A 26,343-nucleotide genomic window follows, 5' to 3' on the forward strand; every position below is an offset into this window, starting at 1 on the left:
TCCTCATGCGCGCAACGTTGTCCCGCATGCATGAAAAATCGCCTCATTTCAATGGCCCGGACCGCCCGTGGCCGGGAAAATTTATTTCTTATCCAAAACAACGAGCGCAATCCTCCCCCGATCGGCCGGCGGGACCTCGTCGCGCGCCGTTCCGCCGGGCCGGGATGCCGAAACATGAGATCAGAAATGATAGAGCGGAATCGTCGGCATGAACGCGCAGGCCAGAATGATGGTCGCGACGAAGCCGACGACGATGGCGGCGGCGACCAGCGCGGTGCGGCGCTCATGCGCGGTGGCGAACGGCGTCTCGACGGTGTGGCCATTATCGTGGTTATTATGCAGAATCCACGTCATGACGTCCTCCTCTGCCCGATATTGGGGCCGATATTGGGGCCGATATTGGGGCCCGATCCGGGAACGGCATGAAAAACGCCCCGGCCTGCCTGTCGTTCATGCCTGGCCCGGCAGGTTCGGCCCGGTCTCACCGAAATGTTCCCGCCGCGCCGCGCGATGCGATAGGCTGCCGGCTCTTCTTTCCCCTTCTCCATGCACAGGGTCCGGCATGCGCACGACGATCGACGGCACGATCCTTCCGGTCCTGCGCGTGATGCTGGAGGCCGGCGAGCGGCTGATCGCCGAGACGGGCGAGCTGTCGTGGAAGACCCCGAACGTCGCCTTGTCCACCACCCTGTCGGGCGCGGGGGCGGGCGGCGTGTTCGGCGCGGTCCGCCGGTCGCTTGCCGGCGGCGGCCTGTTCATGACCGAATTCACCGCCCAGGGCGGCCCGGGCCTGGTCGCGTTCGCGGCCAAGGTACCGGGGCAGATCCTGGAACACCAGGTGGGCGGCGGCAGGGCCATGCTGGTGCATCGCCATGGTTTTCTGTGCGCCACGCCGGGCGTGACCCTGGACCTGGCCCTTCAGCGGTCGCTGGGGGCCGGCATTTTCGGCGGCGACGGATTCCGCCTGCAGCGCGTCGCCGGCCAGGGCACGTTCTGGAGCATGCTGGGCGGCGAGATCGTGCCCCACGACCTGGCGCCAGGCGAAGCGGTGGACGTGCATCCCGGCCTGGTCGGCATGTTCGAAGACACGGTGTCGTTCGACATCACGATGCTGCCGGGCATCCGCAACAAGCTCTTCGGCGGCGACGGATTCTTCCTGGCCAGGCTGACCGGCCCGGGGCGCGTCTGGCTGCAGACCCTGACCATGCCGGGACTCGCCCATACGCTGGCGCCCTATCTGAGGGCGTAGGCGCGGCGCGAACCGGCCGGTCCCCCGGCCGTTATGGCGGAACGGGCGCCGGTTTTCCGGCGCCGAACGGACATGCCATGATGAGCCTGATTTTGCTGATCGTCATCGTCCTGCTGCTGCTCGGGGCGCTGCCTGCCTGGCCCTACAGCCGCCGGTGGGGCTATTTCCCGGCGGGCGGCGTGGGATTGATCCTGCTGATCGTCCTGTTGCTGTACCTGCTGGGCGCCTAGGATGGGGCGGGTGCCGCCATTGCCGCGCGGTTGCAGAGGCCGCTATCATGCATTAGCCACAGGGCTGCATGATGGCCGCATGAGACGGGACATGCCCGGGATGGAAACTGGAGACGGAACGGTGGACGGTCGATGCGTATACTTGTGACCGGCGGATGTGGGTTCATCGGCTCTGCGGTGGTGCGCCACATCATTGGCGCGACGGGACATTCGGTGGTGAATGTCGACAAGCTGACCTATGCGGCGACCGGGGAGTCGACGGCGGCGGCGGCGGCGGACCCGCGCTATGTGCATGTGCGCGCGGATATCACCGACGGCGCGGCGATGCGCGCGATCTTCGCCGCGCACCGGCCCGACGCGGTGATGCACCTGGCGGCGGAAAGCCACGTGGACCGGTCGATCGACGGCCCCGGGGTGTTCATGCACACCAATATCCTGGGCACCTACACGCTGCTGGAAGCGGCGCGTGAGTATTGGTCCGGGCTGGATGCGGACGGCCGCGCGGGCTTCCGCTTCCATCATGTCTCGACCGACGAGGTGTTCGGCGCGCTGCAGCCCGACGATGCGCCGTTCTGCGAGACCACGCCCTATGACCCGCGCAGCCCCTATTCGGCGTCCAAGGCGGCGTCGGACCATCTGGTGCGGGCCTGGCAGCATACCTATGGCCTGCCGGCCTTCGTCACCAACACCACCAACAATTACGGGTTCTGGCATTTCCCGGAAAAGCTGATCCCGCTGGTGACGATCAACGCCATCGCCGGGCGCGGCCTGCCGGTCTATGGCGACGGCGGCAACATGCGCGACTGGCTGTTCGTCGACGACCATGCCGAGGCGCTGGTGCTGGCCGTGGAACGCGGCCGGCCGGGCGAGACCTATGCCATCGGCGCGCGCCAGCCGCGCAGCAACCTGCAGGTGGTCGGCGCGATCTGCGCCGTGCTGGACGAGCTGCGCCCCGATCCGGCCGGGCCGCATGCGCGGCTGATCCACCACGTGCATGACCGGCCCGGCCATGATTTCCGCTATGAGATCGACCCCGCGCACGCCGAATCCGCCCTCGGCTGGCGGGCCCGCCACGATTTCGAGACGGGGATCCGCCGCACGGTGCAATGGTATCTGGACAATCGCGACTGGTGGACGGCGCTGCAGGCCCGCCACGACAGCACGAAACGGCTGGGCGTCGCCCCGGCGGGAGCCGCGGCATGAGCACACCGAAGGTCGAAACGCCCCCGGTCGAAACACCCCCGGTCGAAACACCGATGAAGGGCATCCTGCTGGCCGGCGGCTCGGGCACGCGCCTGCATCCGATGACGCTGGCGGCCAGCAAGCAGTTGCTGCCGGTCTACGACAAGCCGATGATCTATTACCCGCTGTCGACCCTGATGCTGGCGGGCATCCGCGACATCATGATCATCTCGACCCCCGACGATCTGCCGCAGTTCCGCCGCCTGCTGGGCGACGGCTCGGAATTCGGCGTCCGCTTCACCTATCGCGAGCAGCCGTCGCCGGACGGCATCGCCCAGGCGTTCCTGATCGCCGGCGACTGGCTGGCGGGCGCGCCCTGCGCGCTGGTGCTGGGCGACAACCTGATCTTCGCCGATCACCTCGGCCAGTTGCTGCAGGCGGCGGCGCGGCGCCGCCAGGGCGCGACCGTGTTCGCCTATCAGGTGCGCGACCCCGAGCGCTATGGCGTGGTGACGTTCGACGAGAGCGGCCGGGCCGTCGACCTGGTGGAAAAACCCGCCAGCCCGACCTCGCACTGGGCGGTGACGGGGCTGTATTTCTACGATTCCCGCGTTCTGGACCTGGCGCGCGAGATCCGGCCTTCGGCGCGGGGCGAACTGGAGATCACCGACCTGAACAGGCTTTATCTCCAGGAGGGCTCGCTGCAGGTCGAACGGCTGGGCCGCGGCTGCGCCTGGCTGGATGCCGGGGTGCCCGACGCGCTGATGCAGGCCGGCCTGTTCGTGCAGACGATCCAGTCCCGGCAGGGCATGCTGGTCGGATCGCCTTCGGAAGTCGCCTTCCGCATGGGCTTCATCGATGCCGCGCAATTGCGCGCGACGGCGGCACGCATGCACAAGACCGAGCTCGGCCGCATGCTGCACGAACTGGCGGAAGGACAGCACGAGTCGCCCCATGCAGGTTGAACAGCTTTCGATCCCCGGCATTCTTTTGCTGACGCCGCCGCGTTTCGCCGACGAGCGCGGGTTCTTTTCCGAGACCTACAACAGCCGAAGCATGGCGGAGGCCGGCATCGACGCCGTCTTCGTCCAGGACAATCACAGCCTGTCGCGCCAGCGCGGCGTCGTGCGCGGCCTGCATTGCCAGTTGGCGCCCCACGCGCAGGGCAAGCTGGTGCGCTGCACGCGCGGCGCGATCTGGGACGTCGCGGTGGATGCGCGGCAGGATTCGCCCAGTTTCGGCCGCTGGGTGGCGGCCGAACTGAACGCCGAAAACGGATCGCAGCTTTGGATTCCCCCGGGCTTCCTGCACGGTTTTTGCACGCTGACCGAGAATGCCGAGGTGCAGTACAAATGCACCGCGCTGTGGAACCGCGACTGCGAGCGGTCGGTGCTGTGGAATGCGCCGGAACTGGACATCCCCTGGCCGGTCGCGCCGGGCGAGGCCATCCTGTCGGACAAGGACGCCGAGGCGCCGGGTTTCTCGGCCGTACGGAACTGGTTCTGATGGTGTCCCCGATCCTGGTGATCGGCCGGTCCGGCCAGCTTGCCACCGCACTGGCCATGGCCGGGCGTCCCGGCCTGCACCGTCTCGGGCGGCCCGCCATCGATTTCGACCGGCCCGAGACGCTGGACGCCGCGCTGGAGGCGGCCCTGGATGCGGCCGCGCCCGGCCTGGTGGTCCCCGGCCTGGTGGTCAACGCCGCCGCCTGGACGGCGGTCGATGCCGCGGAACAGGAGGTCGCCGCCGCCGAGCGCGCCAATCGCGACGGCCCGGCCCGCCTGGCCGAACTCTGCGCGGCCCGGGCCGTTCCGCTGATCCATGTCTCCACCGACTATGTGTTCGACGGCACCAAGGGCACGCCCTATGCCGAGACGGACCCGACATCGCCGCGCACGGTCTATGGCCGCACCAAGCTGGACGGCGAGCGGGCGATCCTGCAGGCGCATGACCGTGCGATCATCCTGCGCACGGCCTGGGTCTATTCGCCCTATGGCCGTAATTTCGTGCGCACCATGCTGGATGCCGCGACCAAGCGCCCGGTCCTGCGCGTGGTCGGCGACCAGCGGGGCAACCCGACCAGCGCCGACGACCTGGCCGCCGCCATCCTCGCCATCGCCGAACGGATCGGCCGCACCGGCTGGCAGGCCGGGTATGCCGGCCTCTTCCACGCCGCCGGCACGGGCGATACCACGTGGCACGGCCTGGCCACCGCGGCGCTGGAGGACGCGGCCCGAGCCGGACACAAGATGCCCGAGATCCAGGCCATCGCCACCGCCGACTGGCCGACCCCGGCGGCCCGCCCCGCCGATTCACGCCTCGACTGCACCCGCCTGCACGACGTCTTCGGCGTCCGCCTGCCCCTTTGGCGCGACAGCGTCGCCAAGGTCGTCGCCACGCTGACGGCGCCGGCGCCGTAGCGCCGGCCGGAGTTCCGGTCCCGTCCTACGGCTCCAGTGCGGCGATGACCGACCTGCGTACCGCCTCGTCCGAAAAACGGGCCTGGGCAAAGCGGGTCTGCGCATGCGATCGCGCCAGCCAGGCGGCATCGTCATTCAGCATCCGCAGCAGGTCGTCCGCGATGTCCCGCGCCGTGCGGGAGATCGGCAGGATGTCGGGCAATCCGTCGATCCCCTCGGCGCCGATCGGCGTGACCGTCAACGGCACGCCCTGGCGCAGGGCCTCGACCACCTTGCCCTTGACGCCCGCGCCGAAGCGAAGGGGGACGACCGTGGCACGGCTGGCGCCGTAATATTCATCCAGTTGCGCGTCGCTGACCCAGCCGGTGACCGTGACGATCGCACTGGCGAGCGCCCTGACGGCCGGCGAGGGCTGGGACCCGACGAGCAGGAGCCTGGCGTCGGGGCGCTGCGCCAGCACGAGCGGCATGACGTCATTGACCAGGAAGAGCGCCGCGTCCTCGTTGGGGGGGTGGGCGAAACCCGCCACGAACAGGATCGTGCTGCCCGGCGTCACGCGGTCACGATGGGTGAAATCGGCGAAACCATAGGGGACGACGGCCCGGAAATCCCGTTCGGGCTCCAGTTTCCGCGCCGTGTCCACTTCCTCCTGCGACAGATAGATGCTGGTGTCGAACGCTCGCCACATGCGGCGCTCGATCTGCTTCATCTCCTCGGCCGCGCGCATCTGCCCGGCATCGCCCGTCAGCATCGCCTCGCGATGCATCCGCTCGAAATGCAGGTCATGGCCGTAGAAGCACAGACGGGCCCGCCGATGCGCCAGCAGAGGGGGCAGCAGCTCCATCGCCACCGAGGGCCGGCTGACCAGCACGCAGTCCAGCGCGTCGCCGCGCTGCGCCAGCCACGCCCCCAGGTCGTCCGGCCGGCGATGGTCCAGGACCTCGATCCCCATATCCTGCAAAACCGGCGTATAGACCGGCGAATAGGCGCGGTTCTGCGGCCAGAATTTCACGACCCAGCCCGACTCGACCAGACTGCGCAGGACCCCCATGATGGTGCGCGATCCGGCGTCCCGGTCGGGTTCGGGAACATAATGGTCGATCACCAGGATGATTTTCCGGTCCCGCGCCTGGTCATAGGCGCGCACCAGGTCGGCCGCCCCTGCGAAATGGCTGCGGTCCAGCACCTCTGCCCAGCGGGTGCGCATCAGCTTCGCATTGACCAGTTGATGGGCCTTGACCCCCGACGCCAGGTCCGTCCCGTGCGACATGCCCTCGTAATGGACGACGACCGACCGCGGTTCGTAGACCACGCCGAAGCCGCCCGCGCGCACGCGGAACGCCAGGTCGGTGTCTTCATAATAGGCCGGCGAGAAATCGGTGTCGAACCCGCCCAGCGTCTCGAACAGGTCGCGGCGGATCATGATCGCGGCGCCCGAGATGTAATCGACCGGGCGCCGGTAATTATATTCCGGGCGGCCCGGATCCTGGTTCCGCCCGAAGTTCCAGCCGGTCGCATCCTGCCAGATGATGCCGCCGGCCTCCTGCAACAGGCCGTTGGGGTAGACCAGCTTGGATCCGGTCATGCCGATATCCGGGCGCGCCAGCAACAGGTCGGCCAGTGCGTCGATCGCGCCGGGGCGCAACTGGGTATCGTTGTTCAGAAAGAACAGATACTCCCCGCGCGCCAGTTCCGCCGCCGCGTTGCAGGTCCGCAGGAAACCCAGATTGCCGGCGTTGCGGACGATGCGCGCGCCCGCGACGCGCGCCTGCAGGAAAGACGGGTCCTGCCGTTTCGGATATGCGTCGTCCATCACGATGACTTCGATGGCGGCGATCGGCGGATAGGCCGCGATCGACGCCAGGCAGCGCAACGTGAAATCGTCCTGTCCGTAGGTCGGGATGATGACCGACACGCGGGGCGCGTCGCTGGTCCGCAGGCGAATCGGCCCGTCCGGCGTGTCGAGCAAGGGCGGGTCGAAATCCGCCGGGGCCGGCGGCATGAAGGCGGCGCTGCGCGCGCGGTGAAGGCGTCGCAGCCGCAGACGCGCGGGCAATTGCCCGGTCAGGGTCCACCATGCCGCCTTCACGCCCAGCGTCACCACGCGTCCGGTTCGCGGATGGCGTTCGACCAGGCGGCGCACCGGCGCGGTCAGCCGCCAGCTCGTGCTGGTCTCCATCGCCAGCAATCGCGCCTCGGACGCCGCCAGTTGCCGGGACAGGCCGGTTGCGGCGTTCTGCTTGGCGATCGCGTCCGCCGCGCTGAGCCGCGCGGCATTCTCCGCGCTGTCCGCCCGGGCGGACAGCGCAGCCAGGCGCGCCTGCAGGTCGGACAGATCGGCCGCCGCCCGCTCGCGATCCGCCTGGGCCTTCTCCTGTGCCTTTTCCAGCGCGCCCCGCATCCCGATCATCGCCAGTTCGGCATCGGCCCGCACGCGCGGATCGGTATCGAGGTCGCTGCGCTCGATATAGAGCGAAGCGGACAGTTCCGGCAGCGCCGCCGCCGAGGCGAAGGCGATCAGATAAGGGGCCCGCGGCATGTAGTCCGTCGCCTCGAAATACCCCTCCCCCTGCCGGTCGAAGACCAGCGGCGCCCCCCCCTGGCCGGACGGCAGGATGGCCGAACCGATCATCGGCCGCTGGGCCATCAGGGTGACGTTCGGAAAAACCGAACGAAGCGCCGATTCGAACTCGCGCGCGGTCAGTTCGTGGACATGGAACGGGTTGGGCGGCGCGCCGGCGGGGGAATAGACGATCCGGTCGGGCGTACTGATGACCAGCAGCCCGTCAGGGCGCAGGACGCGCCGGATTTCGGCGAGGAAGCGGTTCTGATCGTCCAGATGCTCCAGCGTCTCGAACGAGACCGCGACGTCGATGCTGTCGTCGGGCAAGGGCAGCGCGCGGGCATCCCCCTGAAGGTAACGCAGATTCGGCCGCCCGAAGGATTCGGCGGCATGCGCCACCGACGCCGCGTCGATCTCCACCCCCGTCACCGATGCCGCCACCTGCGCCAGCAGCGCGGCCCCGTACCCCTCGCCCGACGCGACATCTAGGACCGACCGGCCCCGACAGAAGGCCCGCGCCAGCAGGTAACGGTGATAATGCTCGATCGCGATCTGGCCGGATACGTCGGAAGTGAACCGCTCTCCGTTGAATTCGAACGTTTTTTTGGCGGTCTCCCGGCGGATCACTTCACCCATTCTGTCCTCTTACGCGATCCTCGACGGAGCATCGGGGATCCAAGATCAATCCGATCCAGGCCACGGGCGCGCAACCCCCGTGACCGAATCGCTAGCCATATGCTTATAGAGTGAGCACACAATAAGACAATCATATGACATCCCAAGACGCAGCCAACGCGAATGCCAAGGACCGGTTCCGTGACCCTGCCCGCCACGGGATAAAGCCAAATCATACATGGCGCGCCAGCAACAGACAGGCACGATTTTCAATAGATCCGAACCGAGCCTATGATATACGGCGACGAATATAAATTGTAAAAAAGTTTTTACCGATATTTTTTTCCGAGAAGCCAGAACATGACCCGAATTCCTACCCCCTCGATGTGGCAAACAATTCATGAAATTGAAAGCGAACTTGTCGCCAAAGACGCCACGACGGACATCCCACGGCTTCTTGCATTCACGTTATTTTGCCACGTGGCCATATTATTGTATTATGTCGCCGTCGCCAAAGTCTTCAGCGGCTTTTCCTATTCGGCATGCGAATGGGATTGCGGCTGGTATATCGGCATCGCGTCTGCCGGGTACGATCTGCACCCTCACCTCGGCGGCAATGACAACGGGCAGGCAAACTGGGCGTTCTTCCCGCTGTTCCCCTTGCTGCTGCGCGCCATCCATGCCGCTACGGGCTTCAGCTATCAGCTTTGCGGCGTCGTTCTGAACAATGCGCTCTTTCCGTTGATGGCGGTGGCAAGCGCCCTGTACCTCAAGACGAAACGACGCGAGACGAACGCCTATATGACCGTTCTCGTCTTTCTTGCCTCACCGTTCAGCCTGTATTTCAGGGTCCCGTTTACCGAGACGCTCTATGGAATTCTCCTGATCGCCCTTCTGTTCCTGCTCCGTGGCGAAAGGACGTGGCTGGCGTCCGCCGTGGCGGCCTTCTTCACCGCCAGCCGTCCGACGGCGGCGCCATTGCTGGCCGTCCTGGGCGGCGCCCGCATGGTCGCGCATTGTCTGCATGCCCGCGTCCAAGGGACGGACACCGCGCGATCGGTGGCCCGGGCCGTTGCGCAATGCCTCCTTCTGGGTTCGGTCGGGGGAATCGGGCTGCTGGGCTATATGCTCTATCTCCACGTCCATGTGGGGGACGCGCTGGCCTTCAAGCATATCGAAACGGCCTGGGGGCGCCATCCCGGCAATCCGGTGGCGCATATCTGGCACGGGCTCCGCGCCCGCGACCTGACCGCCGCGGCGTTCCTGCCCGGGCATGAGGAAAGCCTGACCTATTTCGCGCTCGCCTGCCTCGTCGCAGCCTGCCTCGTCCTGTGGGCATTCCTGTCGGGATTCGTCTTGGAATCCGTTCTCGTCGCGCTGACGCTTCTGCTCTCGACAGCCACCGGCCTGTGGTCCAGCACGCGATATATCTACGCCAATCCGGTGACGCTGATGCTCGTGTCGGCGTTCCTGCAGAAACTGCCCCGTCCCGTCTTCTCGCTGATCCTGTGCGTCTTTTCCATGGTTCAGGCCCTGTTCGTCATCCTCTGGTACCAGGGCTCCCGGTTCCTGATGTGACGCGCGCCTTTATTTCCCGACCATTCTTCATCTCGCCAGCCGGACCGTCCGAATGACCCCCTACAGCCTAGACGTCGTCATCCCGTGCTATAATGAGGAAGACGCGCTGCCCGTTACGTTGCCGCGGATTCTTTCCTACCTGGACGGCCTGCAATCCGACCCGCGCTTCGCGCTGCGCCATTGGCGCGTCATCCTGGTCGATGACGGCAGTGCGGACCGCACCTGGACCATCATCGCGGCGCACGCCGAGCCGGCCCGGGTCGTCGGGCTGAAACTGTCCCGCAATTTCGGCCATCAGAACGCGATGCTCGCCGGGTTGAGCCATGCGGACGCCGATGCCGTCATCACGATGGATTGCGACCTGCAGGACGACATCAACGCGATCGAGGCGATGCTGCTTGCGTACCAGGGCGGATTCGACCTGGCCCTGGGCGTACGATCCTCGCGCACGAGCGACACGATTTTCAAGAAGGGAACCGCGCGCGCGTATTACAGGCTCCTGACCCTTTTCGGGGTCAATGTCATCGAGGATCATGCCGATTACCGGCTGATGTCGCAGCGGGCGCTTCGCGTGCTTCTGGCGCATAACGAAGTCAATCTGTTTCTGCGTGGCATCATCCCCACAATCGGCTTCAAAACGTCGATCATCCCATATGAGCGACAAGCCCGCGAATTCGGAAACAGCAAATATACGCTCGGGAAGATGCTGGCGCTGGCGATCGACGGCATCACGTCCTTTTCGGTGCTCCCGCTCCGAATGATCGCCGCGTTCGGCGTCGTGGTCTTCCTTGCATCGTCCATTACGGGCCTGTGGGTTCTTCTGGAACGCCTCGTCTTCAGCGCGACCGTCGTCAGCGGCTGGGCCTCGGTGATGCTGCCTCTGCTGGCCCTGGGCGGGCTTCAGATCCTGTCCATCGGCGTGCTGGGCGAGTATATCGGCAAGATCTATCTGGAAACGAAGCGCCGCCCCCGATTCATCGTCGAAACCGTCACGGATTCGCCGCGCTGACGACCGCCGGCCCGTCACACCGGTCATCTGCGCCAATCATCTGCGTCATCTGCGCCGCTCGGGAAGGGCGCCCAGGACCGAACGCGCCAGCGTGCCCGGCCGGAGCAAGGCACGGATTTCGGTTACGCTCCAGCGGTTCCGCGCCTCGACCGGCTCGGCAAGGCTGTCCTCCAGCCGGTTGTAATAGGTCAATAACGGCCGCCATGTCTCGATCGACCGCGCGACGTCGAGGCAGGCCAGGTACAGGTCGCGGGATTGGAGGTCGGCGCGGTCGTCGGCGCAATCGGACAGAATGTGAAACAGTTCGGACACCGCATGGGGGGCGCGGGAATCCCTGGCCAGCTCGCGCAACGAGCCGCGCGAATGCCGGAGCGTTTCATCGAGGAAGGAATTGGAAAATTCCCTGCAGGCCACGGGATCGACCGCCATGCCCAACCGGTCGGCCATGCGGTGCAGTTGCCGCGACGGATCTTCCATCATGCGGTCGTAATCCACGATGACCCGGTTCTTCACGTCCCCGGTGGACAGAACCGAACAGACGACATGTTCCAGCCACAGCATGTAGCCCCGCTCGGCCGGCATCCGCTCCCGCCGTTCGAGCGAACGCACGACGCTGAGCGGATTGCGCAGCGGCAGCACGACGCCGACCCTGCAACCCGATGCCTCCAGCACCGGACGCCAGAAATCCATGAGCCGGCAGGTGCGCGGATCCTTGAAACCCCACAGCCCCCCGCAGGATGCCAGCCGCGCCTTCAGCAGCGCGGCAGCCTCGGCCCGCAATTCGGCCAGGACCGGATGCGGCCAGGACAGCGAACCGACCAGGCCGAGATGGTCATAGGCCGCCTCGATATGCCGCAGCAATGCCTCGTTGACGCGGCACACATCGTTGTCTTCCCAGAATCCCGTCGGGTTGTCGGCCGCCGGCGACATCAGGTTCTCGCCCAGCGAGACACCCAGCACCTGCAGCGCCTTGGTGATCGCGCTGGTGCCGCTGCGGTGCATGCCCAGCACGACGATCACATGACCGGAATTCATATGCATCTGTCGGATCTCTCGCGGCCGGACGCCCTCCGTCATCGGGAAGAGTTCTCGGACGCTCCAATATTTTCATAAGCCCGCATAGGGATACCCACGGGTAGCCGGCAGAGGTCATGCCCCCTAGAGCACGGAAAAACATGATTTTTAGCAAAAGGCGGCTCCCTTCTTCTGAAGACGGGGGAGCGGAATTGATGTTTTATCTTTACGTGCCCGATGCGCCCTTGCCTAATTTCCAATTGTTACATCGCCGCCGATCGGCCGCGTCTTCGCATCCGTGAATTATCTTTTAAGGAATCAAGGATAATTGATCGTCGGACGCGGCGCAGGGCAGGCCGGCCGTCATGCGCGCCATATTTCGGTCGGAATCGGATGGCGAGATCAGGGTCGTGGCGCCGGCCGCGAACACTGGACCCCTTGGCCGGCGCCACGCCCCCACCGCCCCGCCCCAACGCCCCGCCTGGGCTTGCGGACGAACGGGTCAGCGCGCCCGGTTCAACGCGTCCGGTTCAACGCGCCATATCGCCGATGCCGTCCAGCAGATCCGCCAGGTCGGCGACGAGCCGCCGGGTCTCCTCGCTCGCCTCTTCCCCGCGCAGGCGTGCGGCCAGCGACTGCACGCGATCCCTGGCCTCGTCGATCAGCCGCGACAGGGCTTCATTCCCACCGTAATGCGTGGACATGTCCGTGACCTCCCGATCCGCCCGGGCCGAGGATATGGCGCATCGGCCGCGATCGACAAACCGGCCCTGCCGGCCGTCAGGCACACGATGCAATGCACGAATGGAAGAAGAAAAGGGAAATCATGGTGCTGCTGGACAGGATTGAACTGTCGACCTCTCCCTTACCAAGGGAGTGCTCTACCACTGAGCTACAGCAGCAGCGTGGATGGGCGCTTCCTACCGTCTCCGTTCGCAGGTTGCAACCCCTGCCGAACAGAAAGCGGCGGCCCCCGTCCGGGATCAGTCGTCGCGGTGAATTTTTTCCATCCGCTCATGCCGTTCCTGCGCTTCGATCGACAGGGTGGCGATGGGACGGGCTTCCAGACGCTTCAGGCCGATCGGCTCGCCGGTTTCCTCGCAATAGCCATAGGAGCCGTTTTCGACTCGCAGCAGGGCCTGGTTGATCTTGGAAATCAGCTTGCGCGCCCGGTCGCGGGTGCGCAATTCCAGGGCGCGGTCGGTTTCCACGCTGGCGCGGTCGGTGATATCGGCCTCATGAATGCCGCCCTCGGACAGGCTGGCCAGCGTCTCGTCCGCTTCCTTCAGCAGATCGGCCCGCCATTTCAGCAGCTTCTGGCGGAAATACTCCACCTGCAGCGGGTTCATGAAGTCCTCGTCTTCCGAGGGGCGGTAATCGGGGGGAAGTGTTATCATGATGCGCGTCCTTGAATTTCGCCCCCGGACGAGTCCTCGCCGGACAGGGGCCCGCCGCGAAACGGGCGGCTTATACGCTGCCGGCCGCCATCCGCCAACCCCGAAAGGCCGGGGAATCCGCCTTTCCAGCCGATTCCCGGCCGACCGGATCAGGCCGGCGCATGCGCGGGGGTCGCGGCCGGACCGCGCGCGGCCATCGGGACGCGGGCGGGCATCCGTTCGGGGAACGCACTTTCCCACCCGCCGCCCAGCGCGTCGTAAAGCTGCACCAGGTCGCGCGACAGCGCGCCGGTGCTGCCCGTCAGGTCGGTCTGCGCCCCCAGGACCTGCCGTTCGGCATCCAGCACCGTCAGGAACGTTACCATGCCGTGGCGATATTGGTCGCGCGCCAGGTCCAGCGCGCGCTGGTCGGACGCGACCTGCCGCTGCAGGCTGTCGCGGCGCATCTGTTCGTCGCGATAGGCCGTCAGCGCGTCATCGACCTCATGCCACGCCCCCAGCACCGTCCGGCGATAGGTGATCGCGGCCTCCTGCTGGGCCGCGCGGCGCAGTTCCAACTGGCCGCGCAGCCGCCCGCCCTGGAAGATCGGCAGGCTGATCGAGGGGCCGACATTCCACGTCTTTGCGTTCCAGAACCCCAGGTCGCGGAAGGACAGCGACTGGAACCCGAACCCGGCATTGATGGTCACGCGCGGATAGAACTCGGCCACGGCCTCGCCCACCTGGGCGGTGGCCGAGTGCAACTGCGCCTCGGCCTGGCGGATGTCGGGGCGGCGGCGCGCCAGTTCGGACGGTACGCCGACCGGCACGCGCGGGGGGACCGGCGGGATGGCGGTATCCGTCAGCAGCTCACCCGCCAGGGCCGCGGGCGGGGCGCCCAGCAGCAGGCTCAACGCGTTCACCTGCTGGGCGATCTGCTGTTCGGTCTGGGGAATCCGCGCCGTCACGGCGTCGAGCTGGGCCTGCGCGCTCTGCACGTCCAGTTCGCTGACCAGGCCGGCCGCGTTGCGCTGGCGGCTCAGCGCGACCGTCTGCGCCGCGGTGTCGCGATTATCCAGCAGGATGCGCAGCTCGGCCTGGGCCTCGCGCAGCATCATGTAGTCGCGCGCCAGTTCGGCCATCTGCGCGATCAGCACCCCGCGCCGCGCCTCGATCGACGCGTCGAGGTCGGCGGACGCGGCCTCATATTGCCGGCGGACGCGCCCCCACAGATCGACCTCCCACGTCGCGTCGATGCTGTCGCTCCACATATCCAGCACGGGGATGGTGAACTTGCCGGATTCGTCGGCCAGGTTGGTGGTATTGGCCAGCGGCAGCTCGCCCGATTGCCCGATGCTGCTGACGATGCGCTGCAGCACCTTGGTGCTGTATTGCACCCGGCTGTACGATCCGGCGGCGCTCAGCCCCGGATAGCGCTCGGCCCCCGCGATGCGCAGTTGCGAGCGGCTTTGCGCCAGGCGGGCGGTGGCGACGGCGACCGTCAGGTTCTGCGACGCCACGCGGCGTTCCAGCGCCGACAATTCGGGATCGTGGAACACGTTCCACCAGGCCGGATCGGGGGTCGCGTCCGAAATGTCGCTGACCACCCGTCCGGTCGCGGGCCCGGTCGGCGGCACGGCGCCCGACCCGGCCCAATGCGGCGGGGCCCACGGCGCGGGCTTGTGGTAATCGGGCCCGACGGCGCATCCGCTGGCCACGGCCGATACAGCCAGCACCGCGGCCCGCCAAGAATATCCCCTACGCACCAGCCGGCCCCCTTGTCATCCTATGGTTCCCATGCTGCGGCCCCATCCGTGCCGCCCGCCGGCCGCGATCGCGGGCACTATCGACATGGCGGAACACATTGTGACATCATCCAACGCAACTGACCGACCCGTTCGGTCATCGTTCCACACCCTATCGGCTTTCCCCGGCGGGTCAATCCGTCTCCGACGGGGAAAGCACCGGCCGCAGGAGAGCCCCGCGCAATGTCCCCGCTACCGCCCCCCGATGCCCCGGACCTGCCGGGGGCATCCGCCGCCAAGCGGCTGCAGATCATCGAGGGCGCGGCACGAATCTTCGCCGCCCACGGCTATGAGGGCGCCAGCATGTCGCAGATCGCGCGTGAGGCCGGGGTGTCCAAAGGCACGCTGTACAATTACTTCGACAGCAAGGCCGCCCTGTTCACCGCCTTCGTCCGCCGCAGCGCCTGCGAGAAGCTGCCCCTGCTGTTCGAGACCATCGGCGAGAAGCGCACGCCCGAGGAGACCCTGATCGGCATCGCCTCGGCGATGATCCGGCTGACCACGTCGCCCCTGTCGCTGATGCTGAACCGCATCGTGGTGTCCGAGGCCGCCACCTTTCCCGTCCTGGCCGAGACCTTCTGGCAGGTCGGGCCGCAGAGGGCGATCGCGGTCTTCGCCGACTGGCTGGCCGCCCGCACGAACGAAGGCGTGCTGAACGTGCCGGACCCGGTGCTGGCCGCCGAATTGTTCTATGCCCTGTGCCAGACCCGCATCACGGCGCGAAAGCGCCTGCAACTGCCCGTCGCGGCCGAGGCCGAGGACATCGCCCGGATCGCCCGCGCCATCACGCGCGTCTTCCTCAACACGTTCGACGCCGGCAAGGGGCCCCCCGTCCCCGAACCGGCGGCCACGCCCTGAAGGGCGCCGAGGGCCGCCACGGCGCGTCCGTCGCTGGCGTCGCGGCCGGCAACGGTGTACAGCCGCCGCCATGACCGACGCCATCGTCATTCGTCCGGCCCGGCGGGAGGACGCCGCCGCCCTTCCGCTGCTGGAACAGCATGCCGGCGCGCTGTTCCGCACCCTGCCCGACCTGGCCTGGATCGCCGACGACGCGGTGATGACCGCCGAATCGCACGGCGCCGCCATTGCCGAGGAGACGTGCTGGGTGGCGGCCCCCCGGGAATCCCACCGGGAATCCTACCGGGAATCCCCCATCGGCTTCCTGACCGCCCGCATCGCCGTCGAGGATGGCGGCGGCCCCGATGCCGGGCGGAAGGTGCTGCATGTCTGGCAGATGGCCGTGGCCCCCGACCGGCAGGGAAAAGGGCTGGGACGGCGCCTGCTGGATTGCGCCGCACGGCAGGCCGCCGCGCGCGGCATCGCATCGCTGACCCTGACCACCTTCCGCGACGTCGCCTGGAATGCCCCGTTCTATGCCAGGGCGGGGTTCGGCCTGCTGGACCCGGCCGCCCTGACGCCGCGGCTGCGCACCATACTGGCCGCCGAGGCCGCGCACGGCCTGCCCGCCCCTCGGCGCTGCGCCATGCGCCGCGTGCTGCCCCAGATGCTGCCCGGGGCGCTGCCCCGGACGGGCGTGGGCGACGGCCGCGCGCTTTCGTAAACACGCGTCACCATATCCATGCGGCAGCCCCCGATGCAGCCCGGGCCGCCCATGACGGAGCCCACCATGCGTATCACCCTGTTCGACATCCAGGCCATGAAGCGGGACGGCAAGCGGATCGCGATGCTGACCGCCTATGACACCCCTTCGGCGGCATTGGCCGAGCGCGCCGGCATACCGATCCTGCTGGTGGGCGATTCCCTGGGCATGACCGTCCAGGGTCACGACACGACCCTGCCGGTCACGCTGGACGACATGATCCGCCATGCCGGCGCGGTGGTGCGCGGCACCGGCCGCGCCATGATCGTGGCCGACCTGCCGTTCCTGACCTATGCCACCGAATCGGACGCCATCCATTCGGCCCGCCGCATGATGCAGGAGGCCGGCGTCCAGGCGCTGAAGCTGGAAGGCGGCGCCTCCCTCGCGCCGATCGTCCGCCGCCTGACCGAACTGGGCGTGCCCGTCATGGGCCATCTGGGCCTGACGCCCCAGGCCCAGCACACGCTGGGGCTGCGCGTGCAGGCCAGGCAGGCCGCCGCCGCCCGGCGCCTGATGGACGACGCGCTGGCCCTGCAGGATGCGGGGGCCTTCGCCATCGTGCTGGAACTGGTGCCCGCCCCGCTGGCGGCGACCTTGGCGCAGCGCCTGCAGATCCCCGTCATCGGCATCGGCGCCGGGGCCGGCTGCGACGGACAGGTGCAGGTCTGGCACGACATTCTGGGCTTGCTGCCCGGAAAATCCCCGCGCCATGCCAAGCGTTTCGCCGAAATCGGCACGGCGATCGAAGCCGCGCTGCGCGACTATGCAGCCGAAGTGGAATCCGGCGCGTTCCCGACCGCGGCACAGAGCGCCGGCATGGACCCGGCGGAACTGGCGCATGCCCTGAACATGGAGTGACGCGGCGTGAGCATCCTCACCCGTTCAAACGAGTCCGTTTGAACGGGATCTGCTTGAACGGGACCTGCTCTGGCGGCCTGTCCGCGCGGCCAGGCCGTTGACCAGCAGCAACCCGCCCAGCCAGGCGGCATCCAGCGCGAACGGCACGTAAAGCCGGCCGCCCCAGACGATGTCCACGCCGATCGCCAGCAGGAAGGCGATAGCCACCAGATTGCTGAACGGCGCCCCGGGCAGGGACGCGACCGGCGCGGCCCCGTCGCGCGCGGCATCTTCCGTGAGGCGATAGCGCAGATGCGCCACCATGATCGTGCCCCAGACGAAGATGAGCAGGAATGATATGCCCTGCAGGGCATATCCGAACACCCGGTCCGACAGGAAATAGTTCAGCACGACGCCGGCCAGCACCGTGCCGAACGACGCCGCGAACGCCATTGCCGGCACGCCGTTGGCGGTGCGCGCGCCGAACCGGCGCGCCGCCATGCCGCTTTCGGCCAGCGACGCCAATGTCCGGCTGGTCGCATACAGCCCGGCATTGCAGGCCGACAGCGCCGCCAGCACCATGACGGCATTGATCGCCGCCCCGGCCGCGGGCAGGCCCATCCGGTCGAAGGCCAGGACGAAGGGACTGTGCCCCGCATCGGCCAGCGCCCAGGGGACGATCGCCATGATGACCGCCAGGCTGCCGATATAGAAGATGATGATCCGTCCGACGATGCCGTTGATCGCGCGCGGCAGCACGCGCGCCGCGTCGTCGGTCTCGGCGGCGGTCAGGGCCACGATTTCGGTCCCGCCGAAGGCGAACAGCGCCACGGGCAGGATGGCGGCGAACCCGGCCGCCCCATGCGGCAGGATCACCCCCGGCGCCAGAAGATTGGCGAAGGACGCGCTGCCCCCGGCCGGACCGACATGGCCCAGGATCACCGCCAGTCCGCACAGGATCAGCGCGACGATGGCCCAGATCTTCAGCAGCGCCAGCCAGAATTCCAGCTCGCCGAACAGGGCCACGGCGCGCGACCCGACCCCCAGCAGCACGGCCCCCAACAATGCGGCGACCGCCCATTGCGGCATCCCGGGCAGCCAGTAGCGCACGAACACGCCGGCCGCGGTGATTTCCGAGATGCAGACCAGCGTCCAGATCAGCCAGTAGCTCCAGCCCACCAGGAATTCCATGCGCGCGCCCAGATAGCGCCCCACGAACGCGTTGAGGGTGCGGCCGCCCGGGTCGCTCAACGCCAGTTCGGCCGCCGCCCGGCCGATCAGAAAGACGACCAGGCCGCACATGACATAGGCCAGCAGGACCGACGTGCCCGCCTGCTGGATGGCGCTGCCCGACCCCAGGAACAATCCGGCGCCCACCGACCCGCCCAGGGCCATGAACAGGATATGGCGCTGCTTCAGACCCAAGAACCGACTCCTTCCCAAACGCGGCGCCTCCCGGTGGCCGCCGCTTCCGTTCAGCATAGACGCCGGCGCGTGCCACGCAAAACAAAACACCGGCCGGCAATGGTAATGAGAACGGAAACCGGCCCGTCTCTTCATACTCCCTTAAACACGACCTGTATCAATACATCCGCTCCAGCGCGAGGACGTTCCTTTCCAACAACAAGCGAGGAATTGCGATATGCCGAGGCGCCTTTTTCATACTCTGGACGGATTGCGCGGCCTGGCCGCGGCCGCCGTCGTCCTGTGCCACACTCCCCTCATCTTCGCGGCCTCCTGGTCTCCGGTCGGCGGGTATCTGGCGGTCGATCTCTTCTTCGGACTCAGCGGCTTCGTCCTCGCCGACGCCTATTCGGCGCGGCTGGACGCGGGCATGGCGCTGTCCAGCTTCATGTGGAAACGGGTCCTGCGCCTCTGGCCGCTCTATGCGCTGGGGCTGACCATCTCGGCGATGGCGACCGCGCTCGCCATCGCCATGTATCATACGCCGGCATCCAAGCTGGCACCGTTCCTGCCGGCCCTTTTCTACATTCCCTGGTTCGGGTCCGGCCAGTTGCTCTATCCCCTCAACTATCCTTCCTGGTCGCTGTTCTACGAACTGGTCGTCAATCTCGTCATGGCGGCCACGTGGCGAAAGCTGACCAACCGGGTCCTGATCGGCATCGTCGGCCTGTCCGCGCTCGGCCTGGTCGCGACCGCCTATTTCTATCACAGCCTCAATGCCGGATTCTTCTGGACCCAGATTCCCGGCGCGCTGGCGCGGGTCGGCTTCTCGTTCTTCCTGGGCATCCTGCTGTGGCGCGTCCACCCCCGCACCGTATCGTCCAGGCTCAGCGCCTGGGTACCGATGGTGCTGCTGGGGATTGGCCTGGCCCTCCATCCGTCTTTCGTCCCGCGCGGCGTACAGGACGTGATCGAGGTCTTCTTTCTCATGCCCGCCATCATCTGGATGGGCGCCGCCACGCAACCGACGGGCAAGAGCCTGACGATCTTCAAGGCGCTCGGGGCCGCATCCTATCCGCTTTATACCGTGCATGTCCCGATGCTCGCGCTGCTGGGCGCCTTTGCCGTCCACGCCCTGCATATCTCCACCGCCAGCGTTACCCCGCTGCAATGCCTGCTGATCCTGGGCGGCCTGCTGGGCTTCGCCTGGCTGCTGAGCGAACTGGACGCGGCATTTCGCGTGCAACTGGACCGCGCCCTGGCGTCGCTCCGCCAACGGCCCGCCGGGATCGCTCCGCCGATCGAAAGCACGCCCTGATCCGTCTCGGGACGGTATTCCGACCCGGCGGCACAAACGCGGCCGCGCGGGATGTGCGGCGCCCGAGGGCACCGCACATCCCGCGCATTCGGCTTTGTGATTAACGATTCGTATCCGAAACGGGGAACTTACGCGCAATTCGGCAGTTCACCCCGCCGCGAGCGGCACACGCGGACGATCCGCTGTGCCGCATGAGGCGACGAGGAGTGACAGACGTGCCCATATCCGTCGATCCCGCCGTTCCGAACCGCGCCCCGCTGCCGGACGATGATCCCGGAAGTCCCGGTGATCCCGTCATCACCATGTTCAGACGCGTCTGCGTCTTCATTCCGTCGGTCATGGTCGCGATCAGCGCATGCATCCTGGCGCTGCGCCACCTGCATCCCGCCGGGCTGGCCTGGGCGCTCGACAATTCGTATTTCAGCAATAATATCAGTATTCTACGTGATATTCGCCATCTGGCCGGCGATGATTCCTGGACCCCCATGCTGGCGGTACGCGACTGGCTGCAACGCCATCCGGGGGGCGACGCATACGACTATTTCTTTTTCGACATGGGCACCAAGTTTCAGTACCCGCTCTCGTCGCTGCTGGCGATCCAGTGGCTTCCGCTCCAGGGCCGGGACGCGGTGCATGCGCTGAACCTGCTCAACCTGGCGGCCTGGTTTTCGATCTTTCCCGGCATGGCCCTGCTGAACCTGCGTCTGGCGCGAATGTTCGCGGTCCGGACGGCGGCGCCCGGCCCGTCGGCGCGAACTGTCTGGATCGGCGCGGCGTCGTTGCTGACCACGCTGTGTTTCTATCCGCTGATCCGGGGAGTCTATCTCGGCCAGATCCAGGTTCTGCTGGACGCGCTGTTCGTCTTCGCCTGCTATTTCTACGCCAGCCGGCGGTCCGGACTGGCCGGCGTGCTGCTCGGCCTGTCCGCCCTGGTCAAGCCGCAGATGGCGCTGTTCCTGCTTTGGGGGCTGCTGCGCAGGGACCGCGCCTTCGTCACCGGCCTGGCGGCCTGCGCCGGCGCGGGCTATGTCGCCTCGGGCCTGCTCTATGGCTGGTCGTGGCCGCAATCCTATCTGCGCGTGCTATCCTTCATCGGGCGGCACGGCGAAAGCTTCTATGCCAATCAATCGATGAACGGGCTGGTCAATCGCCTGCTCGGCAACGGCACCAACCTGATCTGGGAATATCACCGCTTCGCCCCCTATGACGGCGTCACCTATGCGCTGACTCTGCTCTCGACCGGCCTTCTGCTCGCCGGCGGTCTCTGGAGCGCGCGGACCGCCGTCACCCCGCGTGCCGCGACCGCCTCCCTCATGGTGGCCGGGCTCTGCTTCACCGCGGCGTCGCCCGTGGCATGGGAACATCATTACGGAATCCTGCTGCCGATCTTTTCCCTGCTCTTCTTCTCGTTGCTGGAAATACCCGATGCCTCCGACCGCCGTCGGCGCTGGCTGCTGCTGGGCGCCACCTTCGTGACCGTGGCCAATGTCCTGTCGCCGCTGAACCTCCTGGCGACGACCCGTTTCAACATCCTGCAATCCTATGAATTTTTCGCGGTGCTCGGCGTGCTTCTCCTGGTCTTTCTGTCCAGGCGCGATCTCGGCTGGAGCGTCGGCCATCGGCACGCACCCCATCCGCAGGCCTTTCCCGGCCTGACCGACGTCAGTTGGCGCTGACCCCGCCCGAACGGATATCGGCGTCCCCCCGTCCCGTCTCCGACATCCTTCAGGGACGGGGCCCGATATAGAACGATATTATAAAACGATATTTCAGAACCCCGCATATCCGGGCCATCGGGCCGGCCGCGCGGGACGGATCGCAGGACATGCGCCTGCCGATCGAGCATTTCACAGCTTGTCCCGCGTCCCGGCGCGCAGATGGCCGGGATCCGGCCCCGAGGAGGGTACGATGCGCGCATACCGCCTGACCACCAGCGTCGCCGCCTATGGCGCCCTGGCGATCGCTTTCCTCATGCTCATGACCTGGCTGCAGGTGCACCCGCCTTTTCCCGAACCCCATCCGCTGCCCCTGGGCGATTTCCGCAAGGGCTATTACGCAGCAGGCGAGGCCATTCTGCACCATGGTCCCTCGGCGCTCCTGCCGCTGATCCTCAAGCTCTACTTCGTCAACTGGCCGATCGTCTCCTTCCTGTTCGTGCCGTTCGCGGTCCTGCATCATCGCCTGGGCGAACTCTCGTTCTATCTGCTCAGCTTCGCGGCGATCGGCTATACCTACGTCCTGCTGACCAGGGGATGCACGACCCGCCAGAAATTCCTGGTCCTCTTCCTGTTCCTTCTCAACGGCCCTTTGTGGTACTGCGTCTTTTCCTGCGGCAACACCACGCATTTCGTCCTGCTTGCGCTGACCTGCGCATTGCGGTGTCTGCAGACCAGACGGTTTTATGCCGCGGGCGCGCTGATCGGCCTGGCCGCGATCATCAAGCCGATGATCATGCTCTTCGTCGTCTATTTCCTATCCCGGCGCCTCGGACGCGCCGCCCTGGCCGGCGCGGGCATCGTCGCCGCGACTGCGCTGTCCTCGGTGGCCGTATTCGGCATGGACTTCACCCGCCATTGGTACATGCGGTGTATCGTCGAATTGTCGCGCAATCCGATCGGCGCCTTCAATAACCAATCGTTCGAGGCCTTCCTGCTGCGCCTGTGGTCGGGGCCGACCTATATGTACGACTACGATTACGGTCATGCCCTGCCTCATCCGCTCATGCTTCTGGCGAAATTGCTGCCGCCGCTGCTGCTTGCGCTGAGCGCCTGGACCGCATGGCAGTGGCGACGCACCATGCCGTGGACCGACATCCGGGGTTTCGGTTCGGCCGACGCCGTCGATTTCAGCCTGCTGATCGCGTTCTGCGTGGTGACCAGTCCGGTATCCTGGACCCATTATTTCCTGCTGCTGCTGCTGCCCTGGAGCCTGTATCTGACGGGCCGGCTGCCGCTTCCGGGCGGCCCGGCCACGAAGATCCTGTTCTGGACCAGCGTCATTCTGTGTTCGCTGCCCGTCTTCTATCCCGGTGCCCTGATGACGGGCCGCCTGGCCCCCATCTGGACACGCACGATCGTATCCCCATGGCTGTGCGGCGGGCTGCTCTTTCTGCTGACTCTCTGCCGCAGTTACCTGCGGGCGACACAGACCGACAGGCCGGAGGATATGGTCGGCACGATCGACGAGACGGCGGAAACCGGCCTCGCGCCATAAACGCGGCGGGACGTGCGTGGAGCGCGCCACGTCGCGCGCCCCATCGAACGGTCCGCCCGAAGCCGGAATCCCGGTTTACGCCCGCCATGGCGGGCAGAGACCAAACCCGGTCCGGAACGGTTCTCCATATTTTCTTAAGCGACATCTGAACCAATACATCTTGCCCGGCACGGAGATTCTTCATTTCGAAAAAACAAAGGAAAATCGTGACATGCCAAGGCGTCTCTTTCACACTCTGGACGGATTGCGCGGCCTGGCCGCGGCCGCCGTCGTCCTGTGTCATACCCCCGTCATTTTCGCGTCCACCTGGTATCCGGCCGGCGGGTATCTGGCGGTCGATCTCTTCTTCGGGCTCAGCGGCTTCGTCCTCGCCGACGCCTATTCGGCGCGGCTGGACGCGGGCATGGCACTGTCCAGCTTCATGTGGAAACGGGTCCTGCGCCTCTGGCCGCTCTATGCGCTGGGGCTGACCATCTCGGCGATGGCGACCGCGCTCGCCATCGCCATGCACTATGCCCCGGTTTCCAAGCTGGCGCCCTTCCTGCCGTCCCTTTTCTACATTCCCTGGTTCGGATCAAGCCAGGAACTCTATCCCCTCAATTACCCCGCCTGGTCGCTGTTCTATGAACTGGCGGTCAATCTCGTCATGGCGGCCACGTGGCGAAAACTGAGCAACCGGGTCCTGATCGGCATCGTCGGCCTCTCCGCGCTCGGCCTGATCGCGACCGCACATTTCTATCAGAGCCTCAATACCGGATTCATCTGGCCGGAGGCCCCCGGCGCCCTGGCGCGGCTGGGTTTCTCGTTCTTCCTGGGCATCCTGCTGTGGCGCGCCCGCCCCCGCCTTGTCGCGTTCAAGCTCGGCGCCTGGGTACCGATGGTGCTGCTGGGGCTTGGCCTGGTCATCCATCCGTCTTTCGTCCCGCGCGGCGTACAGGACCTGATCGAGGTCTTCTTTCTCATGCCCGCCATCATCTGGATGGGCGCCGCCACGCAACCGACCGGCAGGAGCCTGACGATCTTCAAGGCGCTCGGGGCCGCATCCTATCCGCTCTATACCGTGCATGTCCCGATGCTCGCCCTGCTGGGCGCCTTCGCCTTCCACGCCCTGCATATCCTTCCCGCCAGCGTCACCTCGCCGCAATGCCTGCTGATCCTGGGCGGCCTGCTGGGCTTTGCCTGGCTGCTGAGCGAACTGGACACTGCATTTCGTGGCTGGCTGGACCGGTCCCTGGCCGTGTTCCGGCAGCCGACTGCCGGAACAACGGCGCCGCCGATCCAGAGCAGCCCGTGACGCACATCGATTGGACCCGCGTGACGAAGCGCCATGTCCTGCCTGCGGAATTCGTACAGGGATTCCACAGGCAGGACGCCGGCGTGCAACGATGATGATTCCGCCTTAACTATGCGGGACAACCATCTTTGCGATATCGGCCAAGGCCGAGCGATAATCGTTGAACAAAGTCGCTATGCCGAAGCACAGATAGAAGGCCAGCGCATAGAAAAGGGCGCGATGGGAAAATTCCCATGCCAGGATCCCGCGTACGATGCGGGAATCCTGAAACGGCCGGGTCGTGACGACCAGGGCGATCCCCAGCATGCCCCCGGCAAGGACATCCGAGGGATAATGCAGGCCCAGATAGATCCGCACCAGGTTCAAAAGCGCCACCAGCGCAAAGGCCACGCGCCCCACGCGGATATTCGCCAGGTACAGGGTGCAGGCCAGTCCGAACGTCACCGCGGCATGGTCACTCGGAAACGACGCCCAGTGATTGAGCGTGTCCGCCTGGACACCGAACGGAATCCTGAAATGAAGCGCCGCGTCATGAAGCGGCCTGTGATGTGTCGGCAGCAGAAGCTGCAGGACACGGCTGATGATTCCTGAAGCAAAGGACATGAAAACGCCGACCAGGATGCCCGCGCGTTTCGCGGCGTCCAGCGTGCCGTACCAGGCATAGACGACGAGTGACAGCAGAATCACGCTGGAAAACATATCCTTCGTCAGGCCGAAAATGGCGTGGTCGAGAATGGCCGACCGGCCGGACAGCCTGTTCAAGCCATGCATGATCATATAATCGACCCCCCGCACACCGCCGAGGGACAGCGATGCGACGACGGCAAAGATCAGGATCGGAATCAGCGCGGATTTCGAGCCCCTCTGAAAGGACGGTGCAACCGTTTCTCCGGACACGAAGACCTCCTTTTATTATTATTCGTTTCCAAAAATATAATTTTCAATACCGAGACGTCCTGCCACCGGTTCCGGCCGCACACGGGCAGGGCCGGCAGCCCACGTCAAAAATTTGAAAAGCAGGCAACACCGCTCCGAAACGCCTGAAAAACATCATTAACATATATTTCAAGAAAAATTCATATTTTGAATCCAAACAGCGTCTTCCCAGGAACGGGACTCATTGTGCTGTTCTCGACATTTTTTCGATCCGGGCAAAAAAAAGCACGCGTCGATCCGACGCGTGCGTCTTTATCAGAACGGGCGGATGATGCCGTGACGCGCGCCGGCGAGACGGATCGGGGCCGTGTTTCAGGCCGCGCGCGCCATCAGGATCACGCCCGATACGATCACAATCAGCCCCATCAGCCGCGCGGGATGAATCGGTTCGCCCAGGAAGACGATTCCGGCCAGCACCGTCAGGACGATGCCCAGCGCCACGCACGGATAGGCCTGCGAGACGTCCAGACGGGCCAGGACCAGCAGCCAGACGACGGCGCTCAGCCCGAAGGCGAACAATCCGAACAGCACCGACGGGTTCAACACGATCGCCGTTACCATGTCCCGCAACGCGGCGCCTTTCGTCATCGCCGCCTGCACGGTCCGGCCGGACATGCCGGTCTTCAGCAGGATCTGGGCCGACGACGAGAGAAGGACACTGATCAGAACAAGGGCAAGCGTCACGGATTTCATGAACTGG

At 66.2% G+C, this 26,343-nt stretch carries 24 protein-coding genes and 1 tRNA gene; 15 read left to right on the forward strand and 10 right to left on the reverse strand.

Going from position 1 to position 26,343, the window contains the following annotated elements:
* Positions 1-180: 180 nt before the first annotated feature.
* A complete protein-coding gene (locus AAC691_RS10640; RefSeq protein ID WP_342630036.1) occupies positions 181-354 on the reverse strand; it encodes a hypothetical protein in 174 nt (57 codons plus the stop codon).
* A gap of 208 nt (positions 355-562) precedes the next feature.
* Here AAC691_RS10640 and AAC691_RS10645 point away from each other — a divergent pair, with 208 nt between their 5' ends.
* From AAC691_RS10645 to rfbD, 6 genes are all read left to right on the forward strand, one after another.
* Positions 563-1,249 carry an AIM24 family protein gene (locus AAC691_RS10645; RefSeq protein ID WP_342630037.1) on the forward strand — a complete coding sequence of 229 codons (687 nt, stop codon included), beginning with the start codon at positions 563-565 and terminating at the stop codon, positions 1,247-1,249.
* Positions 1,250-1,329: 80 nt separating this feature from the next.
* Positions 1,330-1,479, forward strand: a complete 150-nt coding sequence (locus AAC691_RS10650; protein WP_323993317.1) for a DUF3309 family protein — start codon at positions 1,330-1,332, stop codon at positions 1,477-1,479.
* A gap of 132 nt (positions 1,480-1,611) precedes the next feature.
* Complete coding sequence (gene rfbB, locus AAC691_RS10655; RefSeq protein ID WP_342630038.1) at positions 1,612-2,682, forward strand: dTDP-glucose 4,6-dehydratase; 1,071 nt, start codon at positions 1,612-1,614, stop codon at positions 2,680-2,682.
* The gene (gene rfbA / locus AAC691_RS10660; RefSeq protein ID WP_408906083.1) at positions 2,679-3,626 is read left to right on the forward strand and encodes a glucose-1-phosphate thymidylyltransferase RfbA; all 948 of its coding nucleotides are present in this window, start codon (positions 2,679-2,681) and stop codon (positions 3,624-3,626) included. Before rfbB ends, rfbA begins: the two co-directional genes overlap by 4 nt.
* Complete coding sequence (gene rfbC, locus AAC691_RS10665; RefSeq protein WP_342630039.1) at positions 3,616-4,167, forward strand: dTDP-4-dehydrorhamnose 3,5-epimerase; 552 nt, start codon at positions 3,616-3,618, stop codon at positions 4,165-4,167. Before rfbA ends, rfbC begins: the two co-directional genes overlap by 11 nt.
* Entirely contained in the window at positions 4,167-5,081 is a 915-nt protein-coding gene (gene rfbD / locus AAC691_RS10670; protein ID WP_342630040.1) for a dTDP-4-dehydrorhamnose reductase, read from the forward strand. The genes rfbC and rfbD overlap by 1 nt, the downstream gene beginning before the upstream one ends.
* A 25-nt stretch (positions 5,082-5,106) precedes the next feature.
* On the opposite strand, the gene AAC691_RS10675 is transcribed toward rfbD, so the two are convergent.
* Positions 5,107-8,280, reverse strand: coding sequence for a methyltransferase domain-containing protein (locus tag AAC691_RS10675; protein WP_342630041.1), 3,174 nt, complete (start codon positions 8,278-8,280; stop codon positions 5,107-5,109).
* A gap of 459 nt (positions 8,281-8,739) precedes the next feature.
* Here AAC691_RS10675 and AAC691_RS10680 point away from each other — a divergent pair, with 459 nt between their 5' ends.
* On the forward strand, positions 8,740-9,837 hold the full coding sequence (locus tag AAC691_RS10680) for a hypothetical protein (RefSeq protein ID WP_342630042.1): 1,098 nt from the start codon (positions 8,740-8,742) through the stop codon (positions 9,835-9,837).
* Positions 9,838-9,889: 52 nt separating this feature from the next.
* A complete protein-coding gene (locus AAC691_RS10685; RefSeq protein WP_342630043.1) occupies positions 9,890-10,846 on the forward strand; it encodes a glycosyltransferase family 2 protein in 957 nt (318 codons plus the stop codon).
* A 45-nt stretch (positions 10,847-10,891) separates the two neighbouring features.
* Here AAC691_RS10685 and AAC691_RS10690 read toward each other — a convergent pair whose 3' ends face one another.
* The 5 genes from AAC691_RS10690 to AAC691_RS10710 all read right to left on the reverse strand — a co-directional run bounded on the left by AAC691_RS10690 (position 10,892) and on the right by AAC691_RS10710 (position 14,972).
* Entirely contained in the window at positions 10,892-11,887 is a 996-nt protein-coding gene (locus AAC691_RS10690; protein WP_342630044.1) for a hypothetical protein, read from the reverse strand.
* A 503-nt stretch (positions 11,888-12,390) separates the two neighbouring features.
* On the reverse strand, positions 12,391-12,564 hold the full coding sequence (locus tag AAC691_RS10695) for a hypothetical protein (RefSeq protein ID WP_323992591.1): 174 nt from the start codon (positions 12,562-12,564) through the stop codon (positions 12,391-12,393).
* A 123-nt stretch (positions 12,565-12,687) separates the two neighbouring features.
* Positions 12,688-12,762: transfer RNA gene (locus AAC691_RS10700), tRNA-Thr, on the reverse strand.
* A gap of 81 nt (positions 12,763-12,843) precedes the next feature.
* Entirely contained in the window at positions 12,844-13,257 is a 414-nt protein-coding gene (dksA, locus tag AAC691_RS10705) for an RNA polymerase-binding protein DksA (RefSeq protein ID WP_176639938.1), read from the reverse strand.
* Between the two features lie 149 nt (positions 13,258-13,406).
* The gene (locus AAC691_RS10710; RefSeq protein ID WP_342630045.1) at positions 13,407-14,972 is read right to left on the reverse strand and encodes an efflux transporter outer membrane subunit; all 1,566 of its coding nucleotides are present in this window, start codon (positions 14,970-14,972) and stop codon (positions 13,407-13,409) included.
* Between the two features lie 252 nt (positions 14,973-15,224).
* On the opposite strand from AAC691_RS10710, the gene AAC691_RS10715 reads away from it, so the two are divergent.
* The 3 genes from AAC691_RS10715 (at position 15,225) to panB (ending at position 17,499) form a co-directional block, all read left to right on the forward strand.
* A complete protein-coding gene (locus AAC691_RS10715; RefSeq protein WP_323992594.1) occupies positions 15,225-15,899 on the forward strand; it encodes a TetR/AcrR family transcriptional regulator in 675 nt (224 codons plus the stop codon).
* Positions 15,900-15,969: 70 nt separating this feature from the next.
* A complete protein-coding gene (locus AAC691_RS10720) occupies positions 15,970-16,602 on the forward strand; it encodes a GNAT family N-acetyltransferase (protein WP_342630046.1) in 633 nt (210 codons plus the stop codon).
* A 66-nt stretch (positions 16,603-16,668) separates the two neighbouring features.
* The gene (gene panB / locus AAC691_RS10725) at positions 16,669-17,499 is read left to right on the forward strand and encodes a 3-methyl-2-oxobutanoate hydroxymethyltransferase (RefSeq protein ID WP_342630047.1); all 831 of its coding nucleotides are present in this window, start codon (positions 16,669-16,671) and stop codon (positions 17,497-17,499) included.
* 24 nt (positions 17,500-17,523) lie between these two features.
* Here the strand turns inward: panB and AAC691_RS10730 are convergent, their stop codons facing one another.
* On the reverse strand, positions 17,524-18,903 hold the full coding sequence (locus AAC691_RS10730; RefSeq protein WP_342630048.1) for an amino acid permease: 1,380 nt from the start codon (positions 18,901-18,903) through the stop codon (positions 17,524-17,526).
* 217 nt (positions 18,904-19,120) lie between these two features.
* Between AAC691_RS10730 and AAC691_RS10735 the strand changes: the two genes are divergently transcribed.
* From AAC691_RS10735 to AAC691_RS10750, 4 genes are all read left to right on the forward strand, one after another.
* Complete coding sequence (locus tag AAC691_RS10735) at positions 19,121-20,200, forward strand: acyltransferase (RefSeq protein WP_342630049.1); 1,080 nt, start codon at positions 19,121-19,123, stop codon at positions 20,198-20,200.
* A 215-nt stretch (positions 20,201-20,415) separates the two neighbouring features.
* Positions 20,416-21,876 (forward strand): glycosyltransferase family 87 protein, encoded by a 1,461-nt coding sequence (locus AAC691_RS10740; RefSeq protein ID WP_342630050.1) that lies wholly within the window; start codon positions 20,416-20,418, stop codon positions 21,874-21,876.
* A 232-nt stretch (positions 21,877-22,108) separates the two neighbouring features.
* A complete protein-coding gene (locus AAC691_RS10745) occupies positions 22,109-23,413 on the forward strand; it encodes a glycosyltransferase family 87 protein (RefSeq protein ID WP_342630051.1) in 1,305 nt (434 codons plus the stop codon).
* Between the two features lie 211 nt (positions 23,414-23,624).
* Entirely contained in the window at positions 23,625-24,707 is a 1,083-nt protein-coding gene (locus AAC691_RS10750; protein ID WP_342630052.1) for an acyltransferase, read from the forward strand.
* Between the two features lie 105 nt (positions 24,708-24,812).
* Here the strand turns inward: AAC691_RS10750 and AAC691_RS10755 are convergent, their stop codons facing one another.
* Positions 24,813-25,604 carry a phosphatase PAP2 family protein gene (locus tag AAC691_RS10755; RefSeq protein ID WP_323992610.1) on the reverse strand — a complete coding sequence of 264 codons (792 nt, stop codon included), beginning with the start codon at positions 25,602-25,604 and terminating at the stop codon, positions 24,813-24,815.
* A 351-nt stretch (positions 25,605-25,955) separates the two neighbouring features.
* The gene (locus AAC691_RS10760; RefSeq protein ID WP_342630053.1) at positions 25,956-26,336 is read right to left on the reverse strand and encodes an EamA family transporter; all 381 of its coding nucleotides are present in this window, start codon (positions 26,334-26,336) and stop codon (positions 25,956-25,958) included.
* Positions 26,337-26,343 lie beyond the last annotated feature (7 nt).

This window comes from Nguyenibacter vanlangensis (assembly GCF_038719015.1).
GTDB lineage: Bacteria > Pseudomonadota > Alphaproteobacteria > Acetobacterales > Acetobacteraceae > Gluconacetobacter > Gluconacetobacter vanlangensis.

Coding starts and splice junctions, on each gene's coding strand:
- AAC691_RS10645 (WP_342630037.1), top strand. CDS start 563: ATGCGCACGACGATCGACGGCACGATCCTTCCGGTCCTGCGCGTGATG.
- AAC691_RS10685 (WP_342630043.1), top strand. CDS start 9,890: ATGACCCCCTACAGCCTAGACGTCGTCATCCCGTGCTATAATGAGGAA.
- rfbA (WP_408906083.1), top strand. CDS start 2,679: ATGAGCACACCGAAGGTCGAAACGCCCCCGGTCGAAACACCCCCGGTC.
- AAC691_RS10640 (WP_342630036.1), bottom strand. CDS start 354: ATGACGTGGATTCTGCATAATAACCACGATAATGGCCACACCGTCGAG.
- rfbD (WP_342630040.1), top strand. CDS start 4,167: ATGGTGTCCCCGATCCTGGTGATCGGCCGGTCCGGCCAGCTTGCCACC.
- panB (WP_342630047.1), top strand. CDS start 16,669: ATGCGTATCACCCTGTTCGACATCCAGGCCATGAAGCGGGACGGCAAG.
- AAC691_RS10735 (WP_342630049.1), top strand. CDS start 19,121: ATGCCGAGGCGCCTTTTTCATACTCTGGACGGATTGCGCGGCCTGGCC.
- AAC691_RS10690 (WP_342630044.1), bottom strand. CDS start 11,887: ATGCATATGAATTCCGGTCATGTGATCGTCGTGCTGGGCATGCACCGC.
- AAC691_RS10720 (WP_342630046.1), top strand. CDS start 15,970: ATGACCGACGCCATCGTCATTCGTCCGGCCCGGCGGGAGGACGCCGCC.
- AAC691_RS10745 (WP_342630051.1), top strand. CDS start 22,109: ATGCGCGCATACCGCCTGACCACCAGCGTCGCCGCCTATGGCGCCCTG.
- AAC691_RS10675 (WP_342630041.1), bottom strand. CDS start 8,280: ATGGGTGAAGTGATCCGCCGGGAGACCGCCAAAAAAACGTTCGAATTC.
- AAC691_RS10695 (WP_323992591.1), bottom strand. CDS start 12,564: ATGTCCACGCATTACGGTGGGAATGAAGCCCTGTCGCGGCTGATCGAC.
- rfbC (WP_342630039.1), top strand. CDS start 3,616: ATGCAGGTTGAACAGCTTTCGATCCCCGGCATTCTTTTGCTGACGCCG.
- dksA (WP_176639938.1), bottom strand. CDS start 13,257: ATGATAACACTTCCCCCCGATTACCGCCCCTCGGAAGACGAGGACTTC.
- AAC691_RS10750 (WP_342630052.1), top strand. CDS start 23,625: ATGCCAAGGCGTCTCTTTCACACTCTGGACGGATTGCGCGGCCTGGCC.
- rfbB (WP_342630038.1), top strand. CDS start 1,612: ATGCGTATACTTGTGACCGGCGGATGTGGGTTCATCGGCTCTGCGGTG.
- AAC691_RS10760 (WP_342630053.1), bottom strand. CDS start 26,336: ATGAAATCCGTGACGCTTGCCCTTGTTCTGATCAGTGTCCTTCTCTCG.
- AAC691_RS10715 (WP_323992594.1), top strand. CDS start 15,225: ATGTCCCCGCTACCGCCCCCCGATGCCCCGGACCTGCCGGGGGCATCC.
- AAC691_RS10650 (WP_323993317.1), top strand. CDS start 1,330: ATGAGCCTGATTTTGCTGATCGTCATCGTCCTGCTGCTGCTCGGGGCG.